Raw genomic sequence first — 21,578 nt, forward strand, 5'->3', positions numbered from 1 at the left:
TTCTCATCGATCGAAATAGTCGGACAGCTTGCCTGCGAGGAACATGAACTCCTCGGTCACGTCCACGCGGACGAACCGCTTTTCCGTGACGTCGGTCTGGCGGTGGGTGTAGGTGAACACCACTTCGACGATCTTGCGCGCCCCGCTGAGCCGCGACGGCAGCACCTGCACGCCGGTCAGCGAAACGTTGCGCTCGTTCGCCTCCGCGGCCGCGCTGTAGATCGCCGGGTAGCGCACCGCGAGATAGTTGAGGGCGCGATGCTCGTCCGTGGCGCCGGCGTTGTCGGCCATCTGCATGATCCGGTCGAACAGCTCTCCGGCGGCCCGGCGGAACCCGTCGGCCCGGTCCTCGGGCACCGAATCCGGGCGCGGGATCGCGTCCACCAGCGAATCACGGTCGAACGAATAGATCTGGTCGAAAACGAGGGTCGGCAAAGCGAGCCCGTTGCAGACCTCGGGCGGGGCAATGGGGCCCAGAGTCCCGATGACGACGTCCAGATCATCACGTCGCGGCTCGTCACGGACCGCGTCGGCCAGCAATTCGAAATCGGACGGATCGCGCGGCCGGACGATGTAGCATTCGACCCCTTCGACCGAGAACACCCAGCACAGAAGCCGGGCCAGGTAACGGTTCTGCCGATCGGTGATCAGCGTGCGCAGTACCTGCCTGTCGGTCAGCCCGGACGTCGAATAACGGCCGCTCGCCTGGGCGAACTCCTTTTCCACGGCCAGGCTCGGGAAACGGGGCTCGACCTTTCCGAGTGCGTAGACGAAAGGCGGGCGCCCCGCGTCCGCGGGGGCGACGGTGGCGGTTTCTTCCATGACTTATCTCATTTCGACGGGCCGGCGTCACCGGCGGCCGGACAAAACCATCCAGCGGTTGAGCCGCTCGGCCCGCTCGAGACAGGATCCGCAGGGTTTGATTCCCAGCAACGAAGTAGCCTGCTTGACGACGTCACCCAAACCTGTCTCGGCATCCGCCGTGAAACCGGGAAGGTGGACCCGATGACGGGCATTTGTCGAGTCGTTCGGTGAATTCACGGCCTGACGCTCCTTTCGTTGACCATTTCCCGCAAAATCGGGTACGCGCCCCAGGCGTCGAGCAATGGGGGCACCACCCGCCGGCGCGTTGCGCCGCCTGGGGACAGCAACGCGAATCTGACTTCCGCGGCCGTCGCGGCCGGGAACAGTGACCACAGCAGCGCGGCGGCACCCGTGACGAACGGCGCGGCGACGCTGGTGCCTGCCATAACAGTGGTGCCGCCGTCCGGCGAAAGGCTGAAGACCTCGTTGTCGGGCACGGCCAGGCCCCGGCCGATCGAACGGCCCAAAGTGGACCGGTCGTCGCCCGCGGGCGTCGCGACCGGAATGACCCACGGATGGCTCACCAGGGCGGAACCGCCGAGGACGCTGCGATTACCGGCCGCGGCGACGATCAGAACTCCGTTGCGTACGGCATAATCGAGCGCATCGGCCAGTTCGGTGCCCTCGCCCACGGACGTGCCGGACTCGGCGGCGCTCAGGTTGACGATCCGCGCTCCGGCGTCCACACAGTCGATCAATGCCGTCGCCAGGTTGGCGGGCGACGTGCTCGGTAGCTCCCCGGTGAAGACCGGACGGACCAACAGCACGCAGGCCGGGGCGATCGCCGGGGCTGTCCCGTCGCGACGGCCGGACAGAATGCCGGCGACGAAGGTCCCGTGGTTCGCCGACGCGTCAGTGGGGGCGTCGAATCCAGGCACGACCCGGATGTTGCGGGCGTCGAGGCCGGGATGGTCGAGTGAGACGGGCCCGTCCAGCAGCCCGATTACGAGGTCGGAGCGACCGGCTGTCAGGGCCATGAGGGGCGGCAGTCCGACGCGCTCGACGGGCCCGGGCGCGACCTCGTCGTGCGCGAGTGCCTTCGTCATAACCGACCTCCGTCCAGTCAGGACGCATTCCTGAGTCGGTTCGGGAGGTCCGGTCATTACGGGAGTCGTGAGGATTGCCCGGAAACACCCCGAATGGACGAACACGAGCTGTCCGTCTGTTTCGGCGCCCGTCGACCGTTCACCGGCCGGCCGGTCGCCGCGTAGGCCTGGTCGATCATGCTGTCCAGGTCGGCTGCGCCGTCTTCGCTCGTCACCCAGAGGGTGAACGCGGTACGGAAAACATCGCGTGGGAGGTCAGTGTGCCGGCGGGGTCGTTCGTGGGAGCTGCGGTCGCCAGCGGCTACGACCCGGAGGCTCTTTCGCCGCCCGGTTGGTCGCGGACGAGAACGAGGTGGACGTCAAGGCGTCCGAGGCCACGATGGACGCCTGGTGGGCGGCGCTCGCGGAGGGCGGCGATCGTCATCCTGGCGCCGACGTCCGCCTCATCGCACCCGACGAACACAGCGTCGAGGCCGTCGGCCCCAACCCCGACGATCCCGAACGCCGGCCGGGCACAGGGCGAGGCTGTTGCGGACAAGGTTTCGATGCTGTGGTGGGTCCCACGTCTGCAGGTCGGGCGCTAACGCCGGACGATGATCCGGGCCAGGTAAGTGAGGATCGCGCCGAGCACGAGGAGCGCGGCGCCGAAGACCACGATGCGGCCGGTCTGGACGCCCGTGTGCGCGAGCGGGTGCACGGCTTCTTGTGACGGCGCCGTGGACGGTATCAGTGTGTCCGAAGTGGACTGGTGCTGGGCGGCCGGATAGACCTGGGCGACCAGTTCATCGGAGTTGTCGTTGGCACGCAACGACGGCGGCGGCGGATCGGTGTTCCGGGGACCCGCCCACACGAGGCCGTTGATCTGCACGGGCTGCGCCTCGGTGCTGCTCGGCGGCGTGGTGGTCGTGGTGGTGCTCGACGGGGTGGCGAGGTCCGCGCGGGCGGTCGTGGTCGTGGTCGGTTTCGGAGTCGTCGGAGTCGTCGGAGTCGTCGTGGTCGACTTCGGCGTGGTAGTCGACGATGGTGTGGGGCTCGGGGTCGTGGTGGGCGCCGACCGGGCCCCGTCGCCACCGGCGAAGCGGACCAGCTGCTCCATCGAGCCGTTGAAGGTGTCCTGGTCGCCGGGCTTGTTCCCGGAGTCCGAGTACTGCCACATGCTGTAGTACCGCCAGCCGTCGGGCAGCGTGCCCGGGTTGTCCGCGTAGCGCGCGATGAACAGCGGATGCGTGTCACCGAACTCCGCGGAATTGCCGGTGCACGTCTTCCACCAGTCCGTGGTCGTGTACAGCATCGGCCAGCGGCTCGTTTTCGCGTGTACTTCCTCGGAGAACGAACGGATCCAGCCGGTCATCGCGGCTGGGCTGAGCCCGTAGCAGGTCGGGCCGTCGGGGTTGTATTCGATGTCGAGCATCGGCGGGAGCGTCTTGCCGTCCGCAGTCCAGCCGCCGCCATGCGCGACGAAGTAGTCGGCCTGCGCGATGCCGCCGGAGGTGTCGGGGGTCGCGAAGTGGTAGGCACCGCGGATCATGCCGACCTGGTAGGAACCGTTGTACTGCTGGGCGAAATACGGGTTGCGGTAGTCCGTGCCCTGCGTGGCCTTGATGTAGGCGAAGCGCGCGCCCGCCGTCCACGCCGCCGGCCAGTCCACGTTGCCCTGATGGCTGGAGACGTCCATGCCCGGCACCTGCCCGCTGTCCGCGGCGGCCCCCGGTGCGGCGGCGAACGCCAGGACGGCCAGCGCCGCCAGCCCGAAGCAACCTCGGAGCAGTGTTTTCTCGATCGCGGCCATGTCATCCCTCCCCATGTCGCGACCGAGTGTGTGTGACACGCGGGATTCCTGTAAACCATTGATGTTGCTGGGGCACGTGTTATAAAGGGTGTTTTCGCAGTTCAGGGCGACATCGGCCGTGCCGGGCAATCGGGGGATCTCACCCGTGGCGGTGGTATGGGACGGACCAGCGGCGACGCGGGCAGGTAGCCCTGCGCGGCGAGCCGGGGCAGGACTCCCGCACTGGCCACGATTTCCAGCACGAGACCGGGCAGGACGGGAACTGTGCCCGCGACGCCGGTGGTCTGGTTGCGCCACTTGCCGGTACCCAGGTCGGCAACGGCGGTGTCGCCGTCGTGGAAAATCGAACGCGGCGAGCATCGTGACGAGGAACGCGGAACTGTTGAGCCCGACGTAGGCGACGCGATCTCCCTCGGCTGTGCCGCCGGCGACAAGCACGGTCGCGAACCGCGCCGCGGCAGCGGCGTTGAGCACCACACGGGACGGCTGGGTCAGCGGGGGCAGGTTCTGGTGCTCCCACTGGCGGCCACCACCCGTGAGCTGATGCAGCGGATGGGGCAGATCACCGTCCGGGCGGCGTTGGTCTGCCAGCACGCAACCAGCGTTCGGGATCAGCAGATCGCGGACCGAGTCGAGCTGCTGCAGGGAGGTGAGGCGGACGGACGGCGACGATGAGCCTGACGACGGCGCTGCGGGCGTGCTTGCGGAGGTCAGCTAATGGCAAGAATGCAGCGAGCGGTAGCCCTCAAGATCGAGAACTACTGCCCGGATTGTGCCGCTGACCTGCATGTTCCTGCTGGAGCGGGCGACGGGAATCGAACCCGCGTAGCCAGTTTGGAAGACTGGGGCTCTACCATTGAGCTACGCCCGCGCGCGCCCAGGAACCCCGGGCGCGCGAGTAGTTTAGCGGGTCACGCTAGAGTGATCGCACCGCCCCGCCGAGGGGTGACCGGGATGTGGCGCAGCTTGGTAGCGCATCCGCTTTGGGAGCGGAGGGTCGCAGGTTCAAATCCTGTCATCCCGACCATACGTAACACATTCACACCAGCGACCATGCGCGCATGACCACCCGTCGTGTCCGCATGGTCGCTTTCTGTTATCCCGATGGCATCGCCGCAGCTCGCCGCTTGCGGCGAACCTTCGTCCAAACCTCCGCCGGACGTGGCCTCTGACTCAGCTCCGGCTGCGGTACTAGCGGGCTGACTGGCCCCTCGCAGCGCCCGGAATGGCTCGGTGAACTCGGCCCGTTCCACGCTGCCGTCCTCCCCGATATAGAGCTTCTCGAAGAACCCCTGATTGATCTGCTTGCGGATGTGTCCGGGCGCCTGGGCGTAGGCGGCGTGGCAGTTCGTCGCCGCTCGCAGGGCAGCTTCCAGCGTGGCTTCGATGTCTGTACTCGTGCTCCTGGCTGCCTGGATCTCCAGGTCGGCTTCCTTGAGTTCGCGCGTGAAGCGTTGCATCTCAGCCGCCAGCAGGTCTTGCGGAACAGCGCCGGCGTAGTGGGCGTGCAGGAGCTTCTGACGCGCGGCTTCGGCCTGGTCCTTGCGTTTGGTGGCTCGGCGGAGACTGCGGCTGGCTTCCGCTCGCTGGCTGGCCAGCTCGTCCCGGACCGCGGCTTGGATCTGCGCGGCGTAGGTCGGATGGAACTGGAAACGACCGTAGAAGTCGACCACAGCGTCTTCGACAAGATCGACGCGCATTGACCGCCGGGTGCAGTTGTTGATCTTGGTCTTGCGCTTCACACACCAGAAGTACGCGTAGGTGCCGCCGTTGCCCTTCTGCTCGGAGTAGACCAGTCGGCCGCCGCAGTCCGAGCAGAAGATGGTGCCCCGCAGGTAATGGGGGTGGACGCGGTCCTTCTCGCCGTACCGGTGCGAGGCGAGCACGTCTTGGCAGGCGAGCCAGGTTTCCGGTTCAACGAGGGGCTGGTGCCTGCCCTCGTAATGGATGCCTCGGTAGGAGACGACGCCCATGTAGTACGGGTTCTGCAGCAGGTGATAGATCCCGGTCAGTCCGAGCGGCTTGCTCGGTACGCCGCCACGGGGTCGATTGGTGAGCCCCTTGGCCTGAGCGGCGAGAGTCAGGTCGGGGCCGGACCATTCGCCGCTGGCGTACTGCTCAAAGCACCACCGGATGATCTCGGCACGCTCGGTATCGAGTTCGACCCAGGAGTAGTCAGCCCCGTCGCGCATCTCGCGGCGGTTGAGATAGCCGAGCGGAGCACGGAAGGGCGTACCGCCTTCTTCCGCCTTGCGGATGAGGCCCTTCATGACCTCTTGGGCAAGGTTGCCGGAATAGAACTGGGCGAGCTCGGCAAGCAGCCCGTAGAGCAATCGGCCACTGGGTGTGTCGTCGATGTTCTCTGTGCAGGACACGAGCTTCACGCCGTGTTTTTGCAGCGTCAGGTTGATCGCGATGTCGTCAGCCCGGTTGCGGGCCAGGCGGTCGATCTTGTGGACGATGACGTAATCCGGCGCGACTTTCTTGACGTCACGCAGCATCCGCTGCAAGTCGTCGCGGTCGGCTGAACGCGCTGACTCTCCGGCGTCGACGTACTCCTCATGGACGACCGCGCCTAATTGGGCGGCTTTCGCCCGGCAGGCGTCGCGCTGGGCGGGAATCGAGTAGCCCTCCGCGCCACCGCCGGTGCGGGCTTGCTCTTTGGTGCTCACGCGCAGGTAAATGAACGCCACGGGCAAGGTTCCCGGTTCCGGTTCGGTTGGCGGTTTACCGCTACGGCGGGACGGCTTGCGGCGGACGGCTTCCAGTGCCGTTTGACGGTTGCTACGGGTGTCCAGTGGCGTGTTCATTTGTGTGTCCTCCTCTCACGCTCATTCATGTATTCTTGGTCGTGTTCTGTTATGAATCGACTCGCGGCTTCGACGCCGGTCATGGTGATGACCTCCGCGCCGCAGTTACGTATCCAGTCAATAATGGCCTGCAGCTGTTCCAGGTCACTTGCCAGCCGCGAGTAGTCCCAGATAACCACGGAGGCCACGTCTTGATCCCGGCCGAGGTCGCGCAGCAGCTGGAGCAGGTGCTGCTGACGTTCCAATTCTGCGGGACAACCCTGGTCAACGTATTCGCGCACGATGGTAAGGCCACGTTTGGCCGCGATGCGGTCGCAGCCCGCCCGCTGGTGCTGGACGGCTCCCGCGTCCTCCGGGTGCTGTGAGGCGACCCGTATGTAGGCGGCTGCCGCCTTGTCGCGGCGCACTCTTTCCTGCATTTATTATCTCCCTTCTTGGTTTCCTCCTTTATGTATCGATTTTTTCAGCATTTCCGAACGGTGCCAAGAAAGGACAGGCTGTCCTCCCGGTTATTTCACGCTGTTTTCTTCGGTGACATGTGTGCTGCGGAATTTGCAGCAGGTCGGCGGGTTGTGTTATACCTGAAGTACAAGTTAAACGGAGTATTGTTATGCAGTACGGAAAAACAAGAGTCTCTAAGCTGGCGATGCGCTCGGATTCTCCGACGGGAGTTTCTTCAAGCGTGCATGGCGCTAACGTTGATGCGGTCGGCTTCAATATCGCGTTCATCGCCGCGCGCCGTCCGCAACTGGCGGTCGAGATAGTCCGTCTGTGGCGAGCAGCCCGCGAACTGTCGGCGGACACGCCACTTGCGCCGGACGAGGACGCGCTAAGCGCCGAGGCCGACTTGCGACAGCTGCGGAAACGACGGCAGTAGGCAGCATGGGTGACCTCCCTTCGGGGAGTAAAAGGTCACAGGAAGCGGAGGGCTTGCAGCGCTCGAAACGCTTCCTGTGACCGTTGGGGTTGTGCCGCTACTCCTCGGTGGAGCTGCGGCGGTTCCGAGTGGGCTTGGCCTTCGACGTCTCGTCGGCGGTGCCCTCGGGCTTCGGCACGGCCGTGTTACCGAACAGTCCCTCGATCGCGGCCCGCCGTTCGGCGGCTTCGCGTTCGATTTCGGCCAGGGCCCCGGCGGCGCGCTGGGCGAAGTTGGGTTCGGACTGTTTGGTCGCCACGTATTGCTCGACAGCTCGCAGGACCGCCACATTCAGGCTGATCTCATCGAGCTGGGCCACCAGCGTGAACTGGGCGTGCAGTTCAGGCGGCAGCTTGACGCCGAGCGTTTTCGTGCCGTTCTTGCCGGTCGGATCAGTCATGACCGATCTTCCTCCTCGGTGTGGTGTGATCGTGCACTGGTCTGCGGCGCAGACGCATGGAAGTGGGCGACCACAGGCCACCGGGTAGCGGTGGTCTGCCAGCTTTCATCGCGCACGGCGCTGAGCGGCGAGCCGAGCTTCGGCGAGCGTGGCGTAGTCGGGGTTCAGCTCGATCCCGATCCAGTCGCGGCTGTGGGCTTCGGCAGCAAGGGCGACGGTGCCCGACCCCATGAAGGGGTCAAGTACGACACCGGGCCGCCAGTCCGCGCGGCAGCCACAGGCCGTCCGCAAAGGACCGGTGGCGAGTTTCCGGCCGTCGATGATCTGTTCGGCACGTCGCCACGGTGTCTGGCAGTGGGTGCATACCCTTTCGGGGCAGGTGGCGAGCAACGGCTTACGGATCAGGTCGATGGGGAACGTCGCGAAGTGGGCTCCTCGATAGCTCGCGGTGGCGGTTTCCCAGACATCGCCGGGGTTCTTGCCGAGCGGGTGACTGTCGCGTCCGGCTGCTTTGAGTCCGGCGAGGCCGCGGTTGAGATCGACGCGCGGAGTCTGGCCGTTGCCGAGCGAAGGCACGGCGGCGCGAGGCGGGTAGTTGGTGCTGTGCTTCCGTACCTTGGTCGGCGGGGCGCCGGAGGTGGGTTGTCGGATGCTGTCGAGGTCGAAGTAGTAGCGCGGCTGACGCGTGAAGAAGTACACGAACTCGTGCGTATTGGTGAGCCGGTCGTTAACGCTCGACGGCATGGGGTTCTTCTTCGCCCAGATGATCTGGTTCCGGAGTAGCCATCCGGCACGGGTCATGCGCAGGGCGACGCGTTGCGGGCCGAGCAGCAGGCTCTTCTTGGGCGCGCCTTCGTGGGGGTGCCTCGCGTAGCCGTCGCCGAGGTTGAGCCAGAGCGCGCCATCCGGCCTGAGGATGCGGCCCAGCTCCATGCAGACGCTGGCGATCTCGGCGGCCCATGCCTCCACGTCTGCTTCAGCGCCGATTTGGTTTTCGTGGCCGTAGTCCCGCAAAGCAAAGTACGGCGGGCTGGTGATGACGCAGTTCACCGAGGAGTCGGGCAGTTCGGCCAGCTGTTCACGGACGTCCCCGATGAGAATGTGCTTGCGGGGTAAGGAGTTGGCGTTGCTCATCGGGCACCTCCTTCAGTGCTGGGAAGTTGCGTAAGTAGGTGGGGCGCGTCGTTGCTGAGCGCGACGGTGAACAGTCCGCGTGCGGACTGTGGCAGGCGTTCGATCACAGCGGCGATCGCTTGGAGCCGGGCGATGTGCGTCACGAGCCACCAGACGCGGGGAAAGACCCCGGAGTGGTGCTGTTCGGTGCCGCTGTGCCAGTAGTCGATGTAGACCTTGAGTTTGGTCTCAATGACCCGCAGAGACTCGGTGTTCATGTCCTGCTCGATGAACGCCGTCAACTCGTAGTCCTCAATAGACAAACGTACGAACGCGTCGGGTTTCAGGACGCGTCTGCCACCGCCGATACCGGCAAACCAGCGCCAGCAGCCAGGTTCGGCGCGTAGCTCCTCAATGGTGCAGGCACCGACCAGCGCGAGTTCGCCGAGTCGGACGGCCAGCTCCGCGACCGCTAAGACGTGGTCGGCGAACGCAGGTTTGGTGTCGATGACGCTGCGATGCCGCCGAATACCCGGCTGGTCAAGGTCGAGCACGGCGTGCCCAAGCCCGGACAAGCCATACACGTAGCCTTCCGATCCGGCGCGGATGCCGCCGACGCGTCGGTGCAGCCGGACAACAACGCGGTGCTGGGTCAGCCGTTGCAGTGCAGCCCGACACTTCCGTGCTTGCGTCGGTAGGTGCGTGCCGGGGAAATGCAGGCGTCGGAGCTGCGAGCCAGTCATGAGCCGGAACTCCTGGAGGCTGGCCAGAACAGCAAAATCACGGGGACTGAGCCGGGCGGCGACCGCCCGAGCCCGCGCCGTCAATGCAGACCTCCAGCAACGCTGGAGTGTCGATGGCGCTGCCGCCCCCTGACCGCTGGTCGACAACGTGCGGTCTCGACGCGACCGGCAGGCCGACCGGTAGGGCGGGCGGTAGCCCGCGTGCCCCCGGTCATGGCTGCTTCCTCCGGATACCGATTGGTAGATCCGGTGGTGGTTGCTCGCCCTGCCAGCGCTCGAGGATGGCGTTATCCAGCTCCTGCGGGTCACGGCCGTAACGCGCGATACTGACCCGCCGCAGGGCATCCGGGTCGGTGCTCAACGGGCCGAGCGCTGGAGTAGCGACTTCGAAGGCGTCCGATGGGCGCGCATCAACCAATACGCGGGCAACCGCGCGGTAGGCCGGAAGCCCGCTCAAGTCCTCAGTCGTGACGTTCTCGCCGAGCACCGCTGCCAGTGCCCGGCCGTCGCCCTCGGCCGGCCGGAAGATCACTCGGGACCGCGCGTTAGCCAGGGCGGCGGCACGCAACGTCGGACTCAGCTGGTCGAGGTTCTGGTTCGCCAGCGTGAACGAGGTCCGGGCGCCTCGGCTGCGCGCCAGAACGTCCGCGAAGTCAAGACCTGCGGTCGCCGTTTGCCACTCATCGACGATGAGGGACACCGGACGTCGCTGGACAGCCGGGCGAGTCATCTGTCGTTGGATACCTTCCCAGAGCTGGTTCAGCAGGATGCTGCTAATCATCGCGGCAGCCTCAGGGCCAACGGCACCGGAATTGACATTTACGAGCACCACGCGGGGCCGTGCAAAAACGTCGTCCAGCGCGAATTTTGGTTGTGGTTGCGCGAAAAGATGCCGCAGGTTAGGTCTGGCAGAGACGGCCCGAAGTTTGTTCGCCACTGGCGCGACGATCTGCCCGCGTTGCTGCTCGCTGAGTCCGTCGAACCACTGCACCCACGGCCCGATCACGAGCGGGTCGCCGACCTGCTGCACGACGCGACGGCGGAAGCCTGGCATGGTCAGGATCGGCAGGACGTCCGTTAATGTCCCATCTTGAAGCCTTGCTGCCAGGATCAAACTGTGGAGCAAGGTATCGGCGCTGCGGGCTCCGATGGCGCTTCCGAACAGTTCCCGGAAGACGTGCAGCAGCGAGTCGGCCCGGCGTTCGGCGTCTTGGCGCGGTCCTGCCAGGGGATTGATCCCGGTGACAGCTGTGCCGTCGCTGATACCCGGATCGATGACTACCACGTCATCATGACGGTGTTGCGGCAAGCGGGCGAGGATATCCCGGACAAGATCACCTTTGGGCTCGATGACGATCACCGAACGTCCGGCGGCGGCTTCGTCGAGCGCCCACCGGGCCAACAGCGTCGACTTACCAACTCCGGTCGGCCCGATGACTAGCATGTTGGCGCTGTAGCTCGGCCACGGCAGCGATACCGTCGCCGCCTTACTCGCGGCATGGGCACTGGTGCCCAGCGTGCGGATGCCTGACTGTTTCCCGCTGGCTGGGGTACAGAGGACCGGTGGTGGCGGTGCGAAGCTGCCACGCTGTCCGGGAACCGCGGTGTCGCCGACATTCCAGCCGATCAGCACCGCGAGCTCGGCGGCGTTGATCGTGCTTGACCACGTGCGAGCTCTACCCATGATCCGTGTGATTTGACCGGCGATCTGCGAAGACTGCGGCGACGTCTGCACGCGAGCGTGAGCCACATTTGCCAACTGCAGGGCGGAAAACACCGGCCGGGTCAGCCCGGCGGCCCGGCGAGGACCGTCGGCGTAGGCACCAACGCGACCGCGTACGCCGTAGAGAGGCTCGGTCAGCTTGCGTCGCCAGGCCTGCTGGTCGCTGGCGTCCGGCTCCGGCGGTTCGGTGAAGCCTAGGACGTCGAGCGGTCTCTGCCGGGCGGGATAGTCGGTACGCACCTGGCTCGGCCCGACGCACCATTGGAGGACGACCGCTTCGTCCTTACGCAGATCGGCATGGTGGCGCACGAGTGCCGCCGTCACGCCCTCGGCGACATCCAGCCGCATCGGCCAGGCCAGACTGCGGAAGCGCAGTTCTCGGCCCGTTACGGGAATCGGTCGTCGTGGGTCTTCAACGGGCACGATGACCAGGCCTGGGCACTGAGCCTGGAACTCGGCGGGCAAGACGCTCGCGATGCGCTCATCCATACCCACCAACCAGCGCACCCGGCCCCGGTACAGCCAAAGCTCAAAGACCACCAGGGGTTGCAGTCCGAGCAACCCGAACCGCGGCCGCCCGACCAGCACGCGGGTAACGGCCGTGCTCTCGGAAAGCGACATTCCCTGGGGCAGAAACACCTCGCACCAACTCCAAGCCGTCATGAGGTTGCCTCCCCGGCCGGAGGATTCGGTACGTCTTGTAGCTCGGACGTACTCATGCCCGGCCGCAGACGGGCCAGGGTGAGGCAAGCCCTCGCCAATTTCTGAAGCGCCGGATGGGCGCGTTCCTCCGTTCCCGTCACGATGACGGGACGGTTCTGTGGTTTTTCGGCCATAGCAAACAAACCCCCTTTCGATGCTCGCCCGAAAACGCAGGAGGGTCGCTACGGCACCACAAACCTTGCTGCCTTGACAGCAAGGTGCGAATTTTGGTGTAATGTAGAGACTTCCTGTTGTTTTCGAGGAAGTTAGACCGGGACCGGGTAATGGTTCCAGGTAAGCGGCCAGAAGAGCTGCAAAATTCTTTCTGGCAGACACACCTGAGACCCGCACTCGGTCCGAAACTTATTATCTGGCACACGTCGGCCGCTGCAAACACTGTCAACCTGATTCCACAACAGCGATCGGCAGCCTGCGACCTCTGGCAACGCACCAGACGGTTGTCACGAATTTACTTGAGAATTATCCAGCAAACCTGGGGTGTCAGTGGGTGGGCGGCCGTAAGCCGCCCACCCACTTTGCTACAGCTAAACCAACTTTGACTCCGGCAGGCCGAGCCGCCACTGTCTCCGGAGCTGTCGCCGCAGATCACGGACCTGCCAATCGCGGCGTGAAATGGTGAGGTTTTCCTCGAATTTTCCGACCAACTGCTTGCGAGTACAGCGTGACATGGACATGGTTCTCCCGTTCCGCGAATTCATGGTTGAGCCGAAGAATTAGAAGAGAGCGTTGCGATTCAGCGCGAGATAACTGCGCAGATGAGCCAGATCAGGAGTAGCACACCTACGATCGGCAGACCGTAGGTCAGCAAGGCCGACACCGTGGCCGCGCCTATGAGCACGAGGCCGAACGGCCCGAAGAACAGCAGGAGCATGAAGAGGACGAAAAACATTCTGACGGCCTCCTTTCTGGGAATGGTTAGCGCCTTCGGCCGAGGACAACCAAGCCGAGGACTGCGAGGATGAAGATGGCGCCGATCGCCGGCCACGCGCCGCCGACCAGGCTGAACAGCAGGTCCCAGCCACCCGACAGAATGTGCAGCAGTTCCGGTGGCAAGACCGGGCTGAGCAGTGCAGCCAGCAACTTGAGGCCCAGTCCGAAGACCAGAAGCCCAGCCACGACTCCGAGGACGCGTCCGACTGCCGCGCCGATACCGTTACGCACGTAATCCAAACCTCCTTTAGATGGTTTGAGTAGCCGATAGGGCATGAGGTATCGTCGAAAAGTGCGCGGCAGCTACTACCTGCCGCGCACTCTCAACGTCTATCTCACCTCCTTAGCCAGAAAGCGGCGCTTGATGCGCTACTTCTGGTTCTTGCGGTCCCGTTCGAAGTGCCGCGCAATCGTCCAGCCAGCCAGAAGACCAAACAGTACGAGCATCAGCACCAAGAACAGTCCGGCAAGTGCCGCGATAGTGATCGCAGTACCCATGAGGGCCGCCCTTCATTGATTTATGAAACAACACGTCCCTCAACGATCCGCGCTGCGGGATACTGTCTTCGGGGACAACAATGAGCCTGCCAGAACGCCAATTGCCGAACTAGGAGGAATTGCCAGGAATGGTGCCGTATTGGTACGGATCTGACACGCCACAACCGTTCTGACCTGCGGAAATAGCAAGATGAAAAGTGTACCAACCGAGTACCAAACAAGGGACAGAGGTCTGAGTGGTGGCCGGTCAGGAGCAGCCGGGGGTCTGACGCTGACTTGACTAGCCGGGTCGTTTGATCAAGGACGCTCACTCCTGCCATTGTCGTCGATGTCAGGGTCTGAGTGTTCACGATTGGATTTAGTTTGCCCGGCCGGCCTAGGTTGAGCTAACTCCTCTTCACCCCCTTCGAAGGACGGGTGGTCACTTCGTGCTTTGATTTCTTCCTCTACTTCCTCTAAAGTCAGGGCGCCAAACTGCTGCCGTTCTCTGATCTGCTCCTCAATTTCTTCTAGAGAAAGATGGCCAGTTTGCGCCCTGATCTGCTCTTCAACCTCTTCAGGGGTTAGAGATGCGTATGGGTCAAAAGCGTCACCTCCTTCAATTGATTTAGGCGTATGGTCATGTCTTTCATTCATATATTTTCATTAAACGACAATCTGCCGATATTTGCAAAAGAAAATATGAGCTGTGGCTGTAACGCGTCCACCCGGTGGTGCGAGGTATGCACTAGGTACAGCTTTGGCGAGTAGGGCGACACGTATGGCTGAGGATGAGGACTGGGCTGCGATCAGGGCAAAAGTGGAAGACCTCGCAAAAGGGACAGGTCTCCAGCGTCGAGAGCTAGCGACAAGCCTTGGCGAAGGATTGCGTCGGTTATGGGGTATTGACTCTCAAGTTGACGACCAGGCCGCGCGAAAAGCTGTATTCCCAAAGTTCGAGCGAATGATCGATAGCACCCCGGATGATTCTACGCAGAGACTTCTCGCTCTTGCAGGCCGTCTTAGTTTTAACATTTCACCGTTAACCGAAAAGCGGTCATTCGGGTATGGTGAACGACAATCGTGTCTCGATAAGAATTTTCGGAAGAGTCAGAAACTTCCGAATATCAGTGATCCACCGCGCAATCTCAGTAGATCAAAGAACGCAGTTATTGGCTACACGAAGAAAGTCTACGATCACATCGCTGGTGCATTATGGAAAGAGTGGCAGGATTTTGCTCCGGGAGAACCGTTTCCCCGTGACGACGGTGCCGCCGAGACCGACGAGCCATCAGCCGAGCCAGCGGATGTGCGTGCCGTCCTGCAATTGGACGGGCAAGGTTCGCCTGGCGAACGGCCTGAGAAAAGTGCACCACATTCGCCCGTAGATGTTCATGGGACGACGCCGAACGTCGACTTTCTACCGAGCGTCGCTTTGGCCAAAAAGAGTTGGTGGTCTATCTGGAGGCGCAAAGTAGCTATCGCCGCCATGGCCTTGTCGGCCGCTGCAATCGTCTGGTGGATCGTGCCGGTCAAAGACGAGAGTTCTCAGTCGATGCCCCCTACCGGTGCAGGTGGCTCTATTGCCGCCTCTGCCCAACCAGCCGCTTCATCCGACACCGGGCCGGTCCACGTCGGATCGGTGTCATATGTGCGAGACGGGAGCGGCCCGGCTGGCTGGAGCTTCGTCTTTCCAAACAAGGTGCAGTTCTCGGCCATCGACCTCGCGTCCCTCAACGGCCTCAACGGCAACGGGTCGGGATACACGAATTGGGTACTGGGGCATGGCGGGGTGACCCCGGATGACGCGCGTTTGAGCATCGACCTCCGCAGCAACGCGCAAAGCACAGTGACGATCAGCGACCTGCAAGTGGTGAAACAGTGCCAGGCGCCGCTGACCGGGACGCTGCTGTACTCGCCACCCGCAGGCCCCAGCAACGACCTGAACCTGGCAGTTGACCTCGATGAGCAATTCCCGGTCGCGAAAGCATACGTGGGCGGCAAGCCGGCCGGAGCCTACTTTGGCGAGAAGGGGAACGGCCACCACATCGACCTTGCCCCCGGCGAGAACACGACGTTGCTTGTCGACGCCACTACCAGCCATCAGGACTGCCGGTTTTCGTTCGAGCTCCTGGTGGACACGCCGAACGGCGCGGTTACAGAGACAGTTGATGACCACGGGAAGCCGTTCGAGGTCACGGCTACCGTCGAGGACAGCGCGACCATGAGCCCGCGATTTGCGAGCTACCGGGCGGTGTACGGCGGCGGTGTCGCCAGTCCGGCCGGTAACGACTCGTTCGTGACAGTCGATCCAGCTACATACAGGGGGTACTGAGGCGCAGCCACGTCCCGTATTGCCCGAGCCAAGTCTCAGCAAGGGAGCAGCGTATGCGTCGTCACCGGACGGTCGCGCTTGGCTGGAGCGTCTGCGCCATGTTGCTGATATCGACAGCTTGTAGTGCAGGAAGCCATGTCACGCCCACCGCGAACGCCCCTGCTGCCCATCCGCTGCCAGCGAACGGACTGTGCGCCTACATCGACAGCCAGGCTGCGGCATCGTTCTTGACGGGCACAGATGGCGCAGCAGTGCTGTCTACTCCGGCACCACCCAATGAGGGCCAAAGCGCTCGTTGTCAGCTCACCGGCCTCGGAGCCGCCCCGGCCGATGTCGTTGACGTTGCCGTCAGTGTCGCGATGCAAAACGGCATCGACAAGTTCGCTGAACTCCAAGGAAACTCCGCGTACCGAAAAGACAACAATAACGGCGTTCCCCGGGTTTGGGATGCGGGCAGCGCAACGATGTACGCAAGATTCAAGGACACGAACATCGCCCTTACGGCCCCGCAACAGAATGTCGATTCCATCTTGACACTTGTCTACCGGCCAGATCCTCTTTCCGGTGGGTTGTACACAACCGATACAATCGGCTCTCCGCTAACGAAGCTAGCCCTCCAAATTATTAACGGAATCAATGGTGGATCAGTTCTAACGCAACCGCCTGCTGCTGGTCAAGCTGAGCCCATGTTAACCGACGACCGAGGGCGCCCAGTCGAAAATCCCATTCTCGTATGGCAGGTGTATGAGGCGCTTGCCATGAACGACTTGTTGACGCTCTCCCGTTTTGGAGGTACTGCGCAACGTTTCTGGCAAGCGACCGAGATGCCCTATCTCAACCAAGAGGAAATTCGTGCCAAGATCGCGCAGTCGATGACCGTACATCCCAACTGTGATGACGGTTGCACTTACCCCGGTTTCGTTGTCTCCGGCTGGAACACCCCAACGGCCCGAGCCGATGCGGCAGCGTTGGGCGTCGATCCCACGAAATTCCCTGACCCGGTAGCGCGTAGTCCCGTCTACGCAAGCTCGTTTTCCAGTTGTATGTGTGCGTGGGAGGGGACGCTTGCCCCGAAACAGTAATAAGAGCCAAGGACCGTCGGTGCTCGGTGTCGTTGCGCGTCTCGGCCCCTGAAAGTGACGACTAGTAGTGTCCGTCCCGGTATCTCCGTGCTGATTTGTTTATAGGGCCATCAAACATGGGAAGGCATTAGCTAGATTTCGGCTTACGGCTCGTCCCGATATTCGGTCAAGCCGTTCTCCGGTATTTCAACCCCCTCATGCGCCATAGCCTTCCCCAAGTCCACCCGGTACCCCGACAACACCCGCTCGCTGCCGCGCAGGTGAGTGCCCGCGATGGCCAGGTGTTGCAGGAAGTCCCGTTCATCGTGCTCGGCGAACTCGTGCAGTCCGGTCATGTCGGCCCGCACGATGTTGTCGGCGTCCTCCAGACACTCGTCGAGTTCTTCCAGCGTGTCCCGGAGCCTGATCAGTAGGAGGTTGGTGCGTTCGTATTGCTGGAGGTAGTCCTTGTCAGTGGGTCGGGGCATGGCCGGTGTTCCTTCAGGTGAGTCGGGATGTCGGAAAAGGTCGGCAGTGAGCGACGGCGGGTGACGTAGGTGCCTCTGGCAGGAATAGTCACGACCAGGCCGCGGAAGCGCAGCAGCCGGGTGGCGTGCCGGGCAGTCCCCAGCGAGACGTCATACTCCTCGGCCAGCCGGCGTTCTGACGGCAGCGGCTGCCCCGGCACCAGTTCGCCCGACTTGATCCGTGCGCCGAGATGGCTGGCCATCTGTTCGTACACGTAGCCGATGGTTTCGTCAGGCTGAAAGTCAATCACGGTTTCTCCCTGTTTGGTGGCGGGGTAGCGCCCCGGTCGGCGTCGCGGGCAGGCCATCGCCATCCGGCCGGAAGTCCCGGCACGCAAGATCGCAGCCGGTCAGTGGACTGCGTCAGTCGTTCCTGCTCAATGCGGTGCACCAGGACCGCGACCGGGCCGCGCAGCTGGCGTGCTTGCCGCCGCTGTCGCACCCTCCGTGCCGCGAAGGTCACCGAAACGAGTGCCACCACACCGACGTACACGAGGCCGGGCCAGGGCGACTCGGGTCACGGCGGCGTGGCCGGGCCAGGCTCCACGTCGACCCGTTCGGCGGCTAGGTCGGCATGTTCGTGGAGCAACGCACCGACCTCAGCGAGCAAGGAAGCCAAGACCCGTTGCCGCGCCGGCGGCATCCGCTGCTGGGCAAGCTCTTCGGCCGCCTGTGGCAAGTTCGCCGCGACCGACAACAGCGCGGCAGTCAACGCCACGGTCTGCTGGTCGCCGCCTGTCCGCGGTGGCGCAGTAGCACGCATCCTCGGTACCCACCTTCGTGGTCCAGTGGAGCGAGCACCTTCTGGTGATCGTGGCGGGGAGCGTATGGACGCGGTGGAGCGCAAGGCGAGCAAATTGCTCAAGATTGCTTGACCTGGTCGCACGCGCGTCGGGCCGGGCAATTACTCGCTATCCGTGGCCTCGGCGGCCACGTCGTCGATGACCCGCGTCAGGATGTTCCGCGCCGCGCGCCCGTAACTCGCGACCGTCGCCAGCTCCTTGAAGACGCCGCTGTATAGCTCGATCTCGTGCGGCTGCGCTAGTTTCAGCCCGGCCGAGTAGGTCTCCACCGCCACGTGGTCGTCATCAAAGATCCAGAAGCCGTGCCACGGCGCCGTGGTGTAGGTCGTCTCGAACCCGACGATGCCGAGCTTGACATTCGGCAGCGCCGACAGCGACACCAAGCGGTCGAGCTGGCCGAGCATGACCTCAGGCGGGCAGAGCCGGAAGCGCAGCGCCGCTTCGGTGAGCACGAAGTGAAAGCGCTTATCCGGCCGGTAGAACATGTCTTGGCGCTTCATGCGACCCGCGACTGCGGCGTCCAGGTCTGTCTCCAGCCGCAGCACGCGGATGGCGTCGGCAAACCGGTAGCGGGCGTACTCCGCAGTTTGCAGCAGTCCGGGAACGACGGTGGCTTCGAAGACGCGGAAGAAGCGGGTGCGCTGGTCCAGCTCGCCGAGCTCGGATTGGCGGTTATGGACACCGGCGCGGAGCAGGCGTCGCCACTCGGCGTACTGCACCTCCAGCGTGTGCAGTGAGGCCAGTAGCCCGTCGGTCTCGACGTCGCGGCCCGTAGCCCGTGTCCAGGCGCGGATGTCGTCGTCGCTCGGGGTCTGCCGCCCGTTCTCGAGCTTCGAGACTTTCGAGGCTTGCCACGACAACGACGCCGCGAGCTGCTTGCCGGACAGTCCGGCCTCAACGCGCAACTCACGGAGCCGTTTGCCAAGCGCCACGCGGGCGTCATGGACGCTGGAGCTACGCGATTCCTTGTTGGGCTGCAAAATCATCCCGTCGTACTGCCTGATGCCAGGCAGCATCCCGCCAGTAGTTGTGCGCCACGATGGTTGCCGGGTCCTCGATCACGTCGCCGCCGAGGAACGTGGTCTGCTCGTCGTAGCGCAGGCGCACCAACAACCGCGAGTCGAACAGCCAGTAGTCCTCATCCGGCAAGTCGCCGGCCTGGTGACGCGGCAGGTAGCGGATGTCCTCCCCGGCGCCACCCGTGAACTGGGCACACCAGACACCGAAGCGGCTGTAGTCGGTCAGCGGCAGGGAGACGACCCGGACACGCGCGAAACGGCGGCCTGCAGCGGCGGCTTCCCGCACCATGTCGAGCCAGGACTGCATCCAGGGCAGATCGTCCGGTTCACCGGCCAGGAACTTGCGCAGTGATTCGTCTTCGTATGGTGAGGCGTACTGATCCCGCAACTCCAGCCGGTAAGCCGTGTGCTGGAAGTCGTGAAACAGCTGGCGGAAGGCGGGACCGGCCTCGATGAAGCGGCTCAGCGGTCTCCTGCTTCCTGCACGTAGCGCCGGGCGTAGTACTTCAGGACCTCTTCGGGAATCTCGATGAGCGTCTCATGCGCCGGAATCTCACCGATCTCCGCCAGGGCCTCCGGGTCGATCACGCGCCACCCCTGGGCGATGTAGGTCTTCCGGTCGGTTCGGTCAGTGGCGTAAAGCGTTGGCGACCCGTCTACCTGGGATTCCGGGTCCTTGCCGAGGAACTGGACGTGCATCTTGACCTCCGCTTGCGAGCAATTGCTTGTGATTGCTTGTCCATGATGAACAGGGCGAGCGCGTGAGTCAAGTCACTCTGAAGCCGTGCGCCGTGGCGGAGGAAAGTACCGGACGCAGGCGTTTTTCGGTCGATTATGAGATACGGTGTTCAGATAGTCTGGCGCATTTGTTGTCAAGTAAGAGGTGGGATGCCAGAACTCATATCCGTCTCGAAGTCCGAATCTTCTTGAGCGGCATACTAACCCAATAACTTCGCGGAGACGTCCGGGTACCCATAATTTATTGAACCACGGTTGCCAGGGTTGCCTGGATTTCCCGCATTACCAGGATTGCCTGGGTTTCCGATATTCCCGAGGTTGCCAAGACGCTTATCGACGATCATGTCTTTATGGAGCTCGCCTACATACTGACCTGACAACCTGTGCACGTGCGTTTCTTGATTTATCTGCCCGACAGCATTTCCGTGCATCGAGTAGACGAAGCGGCCCTGCACGTACGCTACCGCCGTTCCTTTACTGTTATAGATGTAGTTCGTCATCATCGTCGCTCCTAAGCAGTTAGATAGGTTGTGGCCGGAAGGTGGCACGACCCCGTATCGTTGGCGTGCCGCTTCTTGGCGCGAAGCAAGTCGTCAAGACGGATTCGCCCATCCAAAACCATGTACAAGTCCGAGCCGTCCATCGTAATAAACGGCGTGGACTCCTCGAAGCGCTTGATGAAGTTTACGGTGTAGCCTTTAATGCTCACGAACAGGCCCATCGCATTTTTTCCCTTCGACAAGACCTTGGCCTTGAAAATATCGCCGTCCCCGCGGTCGGCGAGGGCTTCGCGCCAGCGAGCTTCGATGATGTAGTCGTCGGTATCGAAACTGAACGAGCCATCGATCTGCTCTAGATCAAGGCTGTACGCCAGACGCGGCTCAAGATCATACAAGAGAAACAAGTCGGCGAGTAGCGATTCCAGGGCGTAGCCACGTTTGTGCTTATCGGCCTCTTGTTGCAACGCGAGGAAGCGGTCTTTCAGTTTGGCTATCTCATCGGAAAACTTTCGGATCGCTGCAGCTTGATCGGCCTCAGCTTTTCGGGCGGCCTCTTGACGCTCTTTCTCGGCGAGTCGACCGGAGTACTGCTCGGTTACAGACTTGAGGCCAGCAACAGCATCGAACGCCTCCTGCAGACGGAGTTTGCGGTCAGCCTCGTCCTTAATTTGTTCGATGTTCGGAAACTTCGTCATACTTGCCAGTTCGAGCATCAACTGAAGTGTTACTTCTTGATACTTGTCTTCGTGAGTTATGAGCGTATCAATTAGCTGATCTGATACGTTCCGTTTGGTATCACTAAAGTTTAGGCCGACAAGCAAAGCGGGATGTTCCCGCAACGCTGTGCGTAAGTAGGTCTCGAACGGACGTTTGTTCCAGGTAATTACCGGCAAAGCCGCCCGTAGGGCCTGGTATGCTTCCGTCGATATTCGCTTCATGAAGCTATTTTACTCCAACCACACCATTCCGCCGTGTGCCGTTGAAAGCGTAAGGAACGGGAATACGACAGAGCTTACAATCGCTTAGCGAAACCCTTGGAGGCTTTCATTCCGGACCCCGGC

25 protein-coding genes, 2 tRNA genes and 1 pseudogene are annotated in these 21,578 nt (G+C 63.0%); 6 read left to right on the top strand and 22 right to left on the bottom strand.

The genetic code is table 11. The features are described from left to right. Nucleotides 1-3: 3 nt before the first annotated feature. The 3 genes from VHD82_RS24635 to VHD82_RS24645 all read right to left on the bottom strand — a co-directional run bounded on the left by VHD82_RS24635 (nt 4) and on the right by VHD82_RS24645 (nt 3,699). Nucleotides 4-822 carry a hypothetical protein gene (locus VHD82_RS24635; RefSeq protein WP_325708480.1) on the bottom strand — a complete coding sequence of 273 codons (819 nt, stop codon included), beginning with the start codon at nt 820-822 and terminating at the stop codon, nt 4-6. Nucleotides 823-1,037: 215 nt separating this feature from the next. After that, the gene (locus VHD82_RS24640) at nt 1,038-1,910 is read right to left on the bottom strand and encodes a S8 family serine peptidase (protein ID WP_325708483.1); all 873 of its coding nucleotides are present in this window, start codon (nt 1,908-1,910) and stop codon (nt 1,038-1,040) included. 580 nt (nt 1,911-2,490) lie between these two features. Then, entirely contained in the window at nt 2,491-3,699 is a 1,209-nt protein-coding gene (locus VHD82_RS24645; RefSeq protein WP_325708486.1) for a lysozyme, read from the bottom strand. Between the two features lie 264 nt (nt 3,700-3,963). On the opposite strand from VHD82_RS24645, the gene VHD82_RS24650 reads away from it, so the two are divergent. Further along, on the top strand, nt 3,964-4,374 hold the full coding sequence (locus VHD82_RS24650; protein WP_325708489.1) for a hypothetical protein: 411 nt from the start codon (nt 3,964-3,966) through the stop codon (nt 4,372-4,374). 122 nt (nt 4,375-4,496) lie between these two features. Here the strand turns inward: VHD82_RS24650 and VHD82_RS24655 are convergent. Further along, nucleotides 4,497-4,570, bottom strand: a tRNA-Gly gene (locus VHD82_RS24655). Between the two features lie 79 nt (nt 4,571-4,649). Here VHD82_RS24655 and VHD82_RS24660 point away from each other — a divergent pair. After that, a tRNA-Pro gene (locus VHD82_RS24660) sits at nt 4,650-4,726 on the top strand. 313 nt (nt 4,727-5,039) lie between these two features. Continuing rightward, nucleotides 5,040-5,402: a hypothetical protein gene (locus VHD82_RS24665; RefSeq protein WP_325708492.1), complete on the top strand. Its 363-nt coding sequence runs from the start codon at nt 5,040-5,042 to the stop codon at nt 5,400-5,402. Nucleotides 5,403-5,420: 18 nt separating this feature from the next. On the opposite strand, the pseudogene VHD82_RS36890 reads toward VHD82_RS24665, so the two are convergent. Both VHD82_RS36890 and VHD82_RS24675 read right to left on the bottom strand, forming a co-directional pair. Beyond that, nucleotides 5,421-6,509, bottom strand: a pseudogene (locus VHD82_RS36890) (recombinase family protein); the annotation flags it as partial. Continuing rightward, complete coding sequence (locus VHD82_RS24675) at nt 6,506-6,928, bottom strand: recombinase family protein (RefSeq protein WP_325708498.1); 423 nt, start codon at nt 6,926-6,928, stop codon at nt 6,506-6,508. The gene VHD82_RS24675 and the pseudogene VHD82_RS36890, both read right to left, overlap by 4 nt. Nucleotides 6,929-7,119: 191 nt before the next feature. Here VHD82_RS24675 and VHD82_RS24680 point away from each other — a divergent pair, with 191 nt between their 5' ends. After that, the gene (locus VHD82_RS24680; protein WP_325708501.1) at nt 7,120-7,386 is read left to right on the top strand and encodes a hypothetical protein; all 267 of its coding nucleotides are present in this window, start codon (nt 7,120-7,122) and stop codon (nt 7,384-7,386) included. Between the two features lie 97 nt (nt 7,387-7,483). Here VHD82_RS24680 and VHD82_RS24685 read toward each other — a convergent pair whose 3' ends face one another. From VHD82_RS24685 to VHD82_RS24720, 8 genes are all read right to left on the bottom strand, one after another. Then, a complete protein-coding gene (locus VHD82_RS24685) occupies nt 7,484-7,825 on the bottom strand; it encodes a hypothetical protein (RefSeq protein ID WP_325708504.1) in 342 nt (113 codons plus the stop codon). Nucleotides 7,826-7,930: 105 nt separating this feature from the next. Beyond that, nucleotides 7,931-8,959, bottom strand: coding sequence for a site-specific DNA-methyltransferase (locus tag VHD82_RS24690; RefSeq protein ID WP_325708507.1), 1,029 nt, complete (start codon nt 8,957-8,959; stop codon nt 7,931-7,933). After that, nucleotides 8,956-9,765 carry a replication-relaxation family protein gene (locus VHD82_RS24695; RefSeq protein ID WP_325708510.1) on the bottom strand — a complete coding sequence of 270 codons (810 nt, stop codon included), beginning with the start codon at nt 9,763-9,765 and terminating at the stop codon, nt 8,956-8,958. Before VHD82_RS24695 ends, VHD82_RS24690 begins: the two co-directional genes overlap by 4 nt. Before the next feature lie 127 nt (nt 9,766-9,892). Further along, nucleotides 9,893-12,067, bottom strand: coding sequence for a type IV secretory system conjugative DNA transfer family protein (locus VHD82_RS24700; RefSeq protein WP_325708513.1), 2,175 nt, complete (start codon nt 12,065-12,067; stop codon nt 9,893-9,895). 793 nt (nt 12,068-12,860) lie between these two features. Next, the gene (locus VHD82_RS24705; protein WP_325708516.1) at nt 12,861-13,016 is read right to left on the bottom strand and encodes a hypothetical protein; all 156 of its coding nucleotides are present in this window, start codon (nt 13,014-13,016) and stop codon (nt 12,861-12,863) included. Between the two features lie 26 nt (nt 13,017-13,042). Continuing rightward, a complete protein-coding gene (locus tag VHD82_RS24710) occupies nt 13,043-13,297 on the bottom strand; it encodes a hypothetical protein (RefSeq protein WP_325708519.1) in 255 nt (84 codons plus the stop codon). A gap of 129 nt (nt 13,298-13,426) precedes the next feature. Next, a complete protein-coding gene (locus tag VHD82_RS24715) occupies nt 13,427-13,555 on the bottom strand; it encodes a hypothetical protein (protein ID WP_325708522.1) in 129 nt (42 codons plus the stop codon). 297 nt (nt 13,556-13,852) lie between these two features. Further along, nucleotides 13,853-14,191: a hypothetical protein gene (locus tag VHD82_RS24720; RefSeq protein ID WP_325708525.1), complete on the bottom strand. Its 339-nt coding sequence runs from the start codon at nt 14,189-14,191 to the stop codon at nt 13,853-13,855. 124 nt (nt 14,192-14,315) lie between these two features. On the opposite strand from VHD82_RS24720, the gene VHD82_RS24725 reads away from it, so the two are divergent. Then, complete coding sequence (locus tag VHD82_RS24725) at nt 14,316-15,869, top strand: hypothetical protein (protein WP_325708528.1); 1,554 nt, start codon at nt 14,316-14,318, stop codon at nt 15,867-15,869. Between the two features lie 53 nt (nt 15,870-15,922). Continuing rightward, complete coding sequence (locus VHD82_RS24730; RefSeq protein ID WP_325708531.1) at nt 15,923-16,951, top strand: hypothetical protein; 1,029 nt, start codon at nt 15,923-15,925, stop codon at nt 16,949-16,951. A gap of 143 nt (nt 16,952-17,094) precedes the next feature. Here the strand turns inward: VHD82_RS24730 and VHD82_RS24735 are convergent, their stop codons facing one another. From VHD82_RS24735 to VHD82_RS24770, 8 genes are all read right to left on the bottom strand, one after another. Next, nucleotides 17,095-17,418, bottom strand: coding sequence for a hypothetical protein (locus VHD82_RS24735; protein WP_325708534.1), 324 nt, complete (start codon nt 17,416-17,418; stop codon nt 17,095-17,097). Beyond that, complete coding sequence (locus VHD82_RS24740; RefSeq protein ID WP_325708537.1) at nt 17,358-17,672, bottom strand: winged helix-turn-helix domain-containing protein; 315 nt, start codon at nt 17,670-17,672, stop codon at nt 17,358-17,360. The genes VHD82_RS24735 and VHD82_RS24740 overlap by 61 nt, the downstream gene beginning before the upstream one ends. A gap of 302 nt (nt 17,673-17,974) precedes the next feature. Further along, nucleotides 17,975-18,220, bottom strand: a complete 246-nt coding sequence (locus VHD82_RS24745) for a hypothetical protein (protein ID WP_325708540.1) — start codon at nt 18,218-18,220, stop codon at nt 17,975-17,977. 141 nt (nt 18,221-18,361) lie between these two features. After that, nucleotides 18,362-19,246, bottom strand: coding sequence for a helix-turn-helix transcriptional regulator (locus VHD82_RS24750; protein WP_325708543.1), 885 nt, complete (start codon nt 19,244-19,246; stop codon nt 18,362-18,364). Further along, nucleotides 19,215-19,667, bottom strand: a complete 453-nt coding sequence (locus VHD82_RS24755; protein WP_325708545.1) for a DUF6879 family protein — start codon at nt 19,665-19,667, stop codon at nt 19,215-19,217. The genes VHD82_RS24750 and VHD82_RS24755 overlap by 32 nt, the downstream gene beginning before the upstream one ends. A 74-nt stretch (nt 19,668-19,741) precedes the next feature. Next, nucleotides 19,742-19,978, bottom strand: a complete 237-nt coding sequence (locus VHD82_RS24760) for a hypothetical protein (protein ID WP_325708547.1) — start codon at nt 19,976-19,978, stop codon at nt 19,742-19,744. A gap of 239 nt (nt 19,979-20,217) precedes the next feature. Then, complete coding sequence (locus VHD82_RS24765) at nt 20,218-20,520, bottom strand: 4-fold beta flower protein (RefSeq protein ID WP_325708549.1); 303 nt, start codon at nt 20,518-20,520, stop codon at nt 20,218-20,220. A gap of 8 nt (nt 20,521-20,528) precedes the next feature. After that, complete coding sequence (locus tag VHD82_RS24770; protein WP_325708553.1) at nt 20,529-21,455, bottom strand: hypothetical protein; 927 nt, start codon at nt 21,453-21,455, stop codon at nt 20,529-20,531. Nucleotides 21,456-21,578: the final 123 nt, after the last annotated feature.

It is taken from the genome of Amycolatopsis sp. (genome assembly GCF_035546795.1).
Taxonomy (GTDB): Bacteria; Actinomycetota; Actinomycetes; order Mycobacteriales; family Pseudonocardiaceae; genus Amycolatopsis_E.